This is a genomic window from Phenylobacterium sp. (genome assembly GCF_037968635.1).
Lineage (GTDB): Bacteria > Pseudomonadota > Alphaproteobacteria > Caulobacterales > Caulobacteraceae > Phenylobacterium.
Genome location: NZ_JBBKVV010000161.1, coordinates 1 through 5,987 on the forward strand (window position 1 = coordinate 1; position 5,987 = coordinate 5,987).

Consider the following 5,987-nt stretch of genomic DNA (forward strand, 5'->3'; position numbering starts at 1 on the left):
CTCGACCCTCTGGCTGTTGCCGAGGTTGAGGATGCGCCAGGGGGCGACGCCGCTGGTGGCGGGATTTGGCGCAAGCGGGTTCCAGGCGAGATCGATCGTGGCGGGCCGGTCCAGGGCGGCCACGACGCCTGAGACGATGTCGTCCACATAGGTGAAGTCACGCTGCATCTTGCCCTCGCCGTAGACGTCGATGGGCGCGCCCTTGAGGATGGCCTCGGTGAACTTGAACAGCGCCATGTCGGGCCGGCCCCAGGGGCCGTAGACGGTGAAGAACCGGAAGCCCGTGGAGGGGATGCCAAACAGATGGGCGTAGGAATGGGCCATGGACTCGTTGGCGAGCTTGGTGGCCGCATAGAGGGTGATGGGATGGTGGACGGCGTCGCCCACCGAGAAGGGCAGCTTGCCGTTGGCGCCGTAGACCGAGCTGGTTGAGGCGAAGACCAGGTGCTTGGGCTGCACCGCCCGGCAACCCTCCAGGATGTTGAGGAAACCGACGACGTTGGCGTCGACATAGGCCTCGGGGTTCTCCAGGCTGTATCGGACGCCGGCCTGGGCGGCGAGGTTGATCACTCCGTCGGGCTTGGTCTCGGCGAACAGCTTGGCCACCGCCTCGCGGTCAGCCAGATCAATCTTGGCGTGGCGATAGCCCTCGCGGGCTTCCAGGCGGGCCAGGCGCGCCTGCTTCAACGTCGGATCGTAATAGGCGTTCAGGTCATCGAGACCCACCACCTGATCGCCGCGGTCGAGCAGCCGATGAGCCGTGTGCGAGCCAATGAAGCCCGCCGATCCGGTAACCAGGATAACCGCCATGAATCTCTCTTAACGCTATGCGAGGTGATCGTTCGGGCTGATCGCCGGTGGCCCGACGTCTAGCGGTTGGCCACGACCCGCAGGGCCGGCGCCGAGCCGGGCTTCTCGCCACGGATCTGGGCGACCAGATCGAAAAGCGCGCGTCGCACGTCTTCAACATCGCCTTTGTCGGCGAGGCCTTCGAGATCCAGCAGATGGTTGGCGGTGATCCGCAGGGCGGAGGAGGAGACAACCTCCATCACCTTGGGCGCGCAAGGCAGGGAGCGCTCGGTCTCGTCCAGCAGGGCTTCGGTCAGCTTCTCGCCGGGACGCAGGCCGGTGATCTCGATCTCGATGTCCTTGCCGGGGGTGCGGCCCGATAGAGCGATCATCTGGCGGGCGAGGTCCATGATCCGCACGGGTTCGCCCATCTCCAACAGGAAAAGGCGGGCGTGAGTCGCGTCGGCGCCCTCGGCGCAGGTGGCGGTGGCATGCAGGACAAGCTGGGCGGCCTCGGGAATGGTCATGAAGAACCGGGCCATGTCCTCATGGGTCACGGTCACCGGGCCGCCGCGATCGATCTGTGACTTGAAAATCGGCACCACCGAGCCGGCCGAGCCGAGCACATTGCCGAATCGCACTGCGGAGAAGCGTGTGCCCCCGCCGCTCTGCTGGGCCTGGATCACCGCCTCGGCCAAACGTTTGGTTGCGCCCATGACGTTGGAGGGATCGACGGCCTTGTCGGTGGAAATCAACACCATCTGAGCCGCGCCGCAGCCACGTGCGCCTTCGGCCACGTTCCAGGTGCCCACCACATTGGTCAACACCCCCTCGCGGGGGTGACGCTCGACCATGGACACGTGCTTGAGCGCCGCAGCATGGAAGACCAAGTCTGGCTTCTGCTGCTGGAAGCAGTCGGCGACGCGGGTCGCGTTGCGCACGTCCACCAGGGCTGCGTGCCGCGACAAGTTGGGGAAGGTCTCGCCCAGTTCGCGGTCGATCTCGAACAGCGAGGTCTCCGAAAAGTCGAGCATGGTGACGTGGGCGGCCTGGTAGGCGGCGACCTGACGCACCAGTTCGGCGCCGATCGAACCGCCGGCCCCGGTGATCAGGACCCGGCGGCCACGGATAAGGGCCTTCACGGCCTCGTGGTCCAACTCGATGGGCTCGCGAGCCAGCAGTTCCTCGACGCTGATTTCGCGCATAGGCAGCAGGGCCATGCCCTCATGCTGGGACAGTTCGACGATGGAGGGCAGGCGCAGAAGGCGGATGCCGTCGTTCTTCAGCCGTCCAAGCTGATCGGCGGTGAAGCCCTTCAGTCGCCCTGGCTCGTCCAGGAACAGAATGGCCCGGGGATAGCGGTTCCAACGCCGCAGGTCCGCCAGGGCGGCATCGAGGTTGTCGATGCACTCGATGATGCAGACACCTCGGACTTGCTGGCCCACGTCGCGGGCATCGGGCCCAACGATCCCGACCGCGGTCCAGGCGTGGTCGTGACGCCGCGCCACGTCGCGCAGATAGGTGTCGGCCAGCGCCATCGGCCCGATCAGCAGCAGGGAGGGGGCCTGGGGGGTACGGTCGCGGATTGATTTCAGCGGGGCGAAGCTGTCCAAAGCATGCTCGTGCAGGGCGCGGCGCATGATCCGCGCGCCCATGGAGCCGGTCATCTGGAATATGGTGGCCATGGCCAGGACCGAGCGCGGCAGGCCGCTGGCCCGATCGATCACGAACACCGCCAGGAGGAAGACCCCGGCGGTGAGGACGGCTGTCCTGGCCAGCACCAGAGCGTCGGGAATGGAGACATAGCGCCAGGGCGACAGTTCGCGCCGAAACACCGTGGAGAACACGCAGGCCAGGGCGGCGTAGAGACCGATGAACTGCGCGACATTGAGGGCGGAGAGATCGCCATCGTCCAGGCCCAGGGTGCGGGCCGATGACAGCAGATAGGCGAGGAGGAAGGCCGCAGCCGCGATCAGCGTATCAACGACGATGGTCTGGGCTCGGTTGGTCATCTGCTCCATGAATCGCACTCCGCTCCGACCGTCCTAACCAGCACCATAGAGGGGTGGGCGCGACGGTCCAATGAAACTCCCGCCGCGGGCGCTTTCCGCCTGGAAGCGCTTGGGGATGTGCGGCCCTTCGCACGCGGCGAATTGAGAACAGGCAGGAGGGCGTCCGGGGGTGGAAACCGGTTGGCCCGCACGGCGCGCCGCGGAAACAGAAAAGCCGCCCCCAGCGAGGGGGCGGCTTTCCCAGAAGGCAGAGTGTTGAGGTGTTTAGAAGCTGGCCTTCACGCCGACAACGACCTTGGCTTCGTAGATGTCGCCGAAGCTGTGTTCGTCGGTGTCGTGATAGCGCAGGTCGAAGCCCACGTTGTCGTTCAGGGCGTAGCTCACGCCCAGGTTCCAGGTGTTGTAGTCGGCAGGACCTTCGATTTCCTGGTGACCGACAGCGCCCGAGACCGAGACCTTTTCGGCGACGGGAACGGCGCCATTGATTTCGTAATAGGTGGCCTTGCCGGTCTTGCCGAAGAACTCCGGCGAATAGAACACCAGGGCGCCGACAGTGGCCGGACCAACGGCGGTCGAGGCCGCGGCCTTGTACTCGACGTAGTCTTCGTGGCTGCCGGTCGGCTGGTTGGTGTAGCCGTAGTAGTAGACCCCGAGGTCGAGGTTCACGACGCCGACGGTCGGCTTGATGCCAGCGTAGATGTCGTACTCCAGGTCTGTGCCGTTGCCGAATTCCACATTGGAGATCCAGACGCCGGCATAACCGATGCCGTACAGGGTGGCGTCAGCGCCACCGTAGATCTGGCCTTCGTTGTCGGTCTGGCTGACACCGCGGAACACGTAGTCCGTGGCGGCGCCGAGGTTGAAGGACAGCGCGATGTCGTCATCGGCGGCGAGGGCGCTTCCACCCATGGCGGCGGTGGCCGCAGCGGCGAGAAGCATGGTCTTCAGAACGTTCATTTTCGTTATCCCCTTATATCCAGCCGAGCTTCGCCCAACCGTCGCCCGAGATCGCCAGTTGGAGGCCTTCAGATCAACGCGAGGCGGAGCTGCAGCGGCCCCTTGCTACTCGCTGCGTGGAATTTGTGCGTTAACGGAGTGGGGCGCCGTCAAAATAGGCGCCAAGCTGTGCCTTAGGCGCCACGCCTCGCCGCAGTTGGTCAAGCCTCAACGCATCGCCAGCGGCGAATAGTTCAGGTGAGACCCGGCATCCACCAGCAAGGTCTCTCCGGTGACGTGTTTCGAAGCAGGCGCGGCCAGAAAGACGGCGGCGCCGGCGATATCCTCGGCGCTCGATGCCGCCTTGAGCGGCGTGGAGGCGGCGGCGCCGTCGCGCATCTTCTGAGCGCGCTCGGCCCCCACGCCCTTGCCGAACCAGGGCGTGTCGATGAATCCGGGGCAGATGGCGTTTACGCGAATCTTGGGGGCGAGCGCCCGGGCGAGGGACAGGGTCATTGTGGTCAGCGCGCCCTTCGAGGCCGCATAGGGCACCGAGGAGCCGATCCCGGCGACGCCGGCGATGGAGGAGGTATTGACCACCGCGCCGGGCTGAGGGGCCGCCTCCAGCAGGGACCGCGCGGCGCGGACCATCTGATAGGCCCCCACCACGTTCACGCTATAGAGGCGCAGGAAGTCGTCAGCGGTCACGGCGTCCAGGTCGGCGTGGTTGGGCGCAAACTTCGTCACGCCGGCATTGTTGAACAGAGCATCGATGCGGCCGAAGGGTGCGGCGGCGGCGACGATCCTGTGGCAGTCGTCGTCGGAGGCGACATCACCCTGCACGAGCACGGCCTTGGCCCCGTGGGCCTCGACCTGGCGGCCGGTCTCGGCGGCCTCGTCGGCGCTGGAGGCGTAGTTGACGATCACCGCCTGGGCCCCGCGGCTGGCGGTCTCGACAGCGATGGCGCGCCCGAGCCCCGTGGAGGCGCCGGTCACCACCACCACGAAATCTTGGAAATCCTTGCCGTTCATCCCGCGTCCTCTCACTGATGCATTTCGCCGTGATAACGCCTCGCCGCGCCGGAGTCTCGGTTGCGGGCGCGGCCCGCGCGGCGTAAAGCGCGCGGCATGGACGAGATCCAACTCACCCAACTCGGCCGCGAGGTTCGCGGCTTTGACTCGCTCGAAGATGCCGTTCTGGAGCGGGTCGCCAATCCGCAGGCTGACACCCTGTATCTGGCGCGCTTCACGATTCCAGAGTTCACCTCCCTATGCCCGGTGACCGGACAGCCCGACTTCGCCCATCTGGTGATCGACTATGCGCCGGGTCCGTGGCTGATCGAGAGCAAGTCTCTGAAGCTCTATCTTGGGGCCTTCCGCAATCACGGCGCCTTCCACGAGGACTGCACGGTAGCCATTGGCCGCAAGATCGTCGAGGTGGCTGAGCCCGTGTGGCTAAGGATCGGTGGCTATTGGTTCCCCCGCGGCGGCATTCCCATCGATGTCTTCTGGCAGAGCGGCGCAGCGCCCGCCGGGCTGTGGCTCCCGGATCAAGGTGTCGCGCCCTATCGTGGCCGGGGCTGACGAGATTTCGGAGCGGTGTGGCAGGGTTCTGAGCGCCGCAAGCATGTATTGGGCCGTCAACACTCAAGCGCTACAGTAAAACAGGAGTTGATGGTCCTGGAGATCTTCCGGTCTCTCGCCGCCTGGTGAGTCTCGAGGAGGCGGCGGCGGGCGCGAATCAACCGTCGACTAGCCGACGCCGTTCAAATGGAGTATGGCTCTACCGCCCAACTCTCCTCGGGCGTGTCACACTTCAGGCCGGGCGGCGACCCTTCGCCGTCCGGCCGTTGTGTTTCAGGGCCGCCAAGCGGTGACAAGGCCGGTCAGGTCGGGCCTCTCCCGCTCCTGCGGCGGCTCTTTCGTGGTGCCCAGGAAGATATAGCCGGCCACCCTCTCGTCCGGCTCGAGGCCCAGTATCGCCTTGGCTTCGTCGTCATAGGCGTACCAATCAGTAATCCAGTTAGCTCCGTAGCCTAGGGCCTGGGCGGCATAGAGCAGGGTGGTGCAGACGGCTCCCGCCGAGAGCAACTGCTCCCATTCGGGGATTTCGCCGGCCTTGGGCCGCGAGATGACGGCCACGCCCAGGGGCGGAATCTTCAGCTTGCCGAGTTTTGCGGCGGCGCGGACGTCGCCGCGGGAATTGGCCAGCGCCTCCAGGCGATCGGCGAAAACGGCCTTGGCGGCCGG

Annotated in this window: 6 protein-coding genes; 1 reads left to right on the plus strand and 5 read right to left on the minus strand. The window is 65.8% G+C overall.

All coding sequences use genetic code 11. From position 1 onward, the window contains the following. The 4 genes from AAC997_RS17930 to AAC997_RS17945 all read right to left on the minus strand — a co-directional run. On the minus strand, positions 1–810 hold an 810-nt coding region (locus AAC997_RS17930), incomplete at its 3' end, for an SDR family NAD(P)-dependent oxidoreductase (RefSeq protein WP_340647069.1). A gap of 59 nt (positions 811–869) precedes the next feature. After that, positions 870–2,801 (minus strand): nucleoside-diphosphate sugar epimerase/dehydratase, encoded by a 1,932-nt coding sequence (locus tag AAC997_RS17935; protein WP_340647070.1) that lies wholly within the window; start codon positions 2,799–2,801, stop codon positions 870–872. Between the two features lie 264 nt (positions 2,802–3,065). After that, the gene (locus AAC997_RS17940) at positions 3,066–3,758 is read right to left on the minus strand and encodes a TorF family putative porin (protein ID WP_340647071.1); all 693 of its coding nucleotides are present in this window, start codon (positions 3,756–3,758) and stop codon (positions 3,066–3,068) included. 207 nt (positions 3,759–3,965) lie between these two features. Further along, the gene (locus tag AAC997_RS17945; RefSeq protein WP_340647072.1) at positions 3,966–4,784 is read right to left on the minus strand and encodes an SDR family NAD(P)-dependent oxidoreductase; all 819 of its coding nucleotides are present in this window, start codon (positions 4,782–4,784) and stop codon (positions 3,966–3,968) included. An 81-nt stretch (positions 4,785–4,865) separates the two neighbouring features. On the opposite strand from AAC997_RS17945, the gene queF reads away from it, so the two are divergent. Then, positions 4,866–5,321 carry a preQ(1) synthase gene (queF, locus tag AAC997_RS17950; protein WP_340647073.1) on the plus strand — a complete coding sequence of 152 codons (456 nt, stop codon included), beginning with the start codon at positions 4,866–4,868 and terminating at the stop codon, positions 5,319–5,321. 273 nt (positions 5,322–5,594) lie between these two features. On the opposite strand, the gene AAC997_RS17955 is transcribed toward queF, so the two are convergent. Continuing rightward, positions 5,595–5,987: nitroreductase family protein (locus tag AAC997_RS17955; RefSeq protein ID WP_340647074.1), on the minus strand; the 393-nt coding region annotated here is incomplete at its 5' end.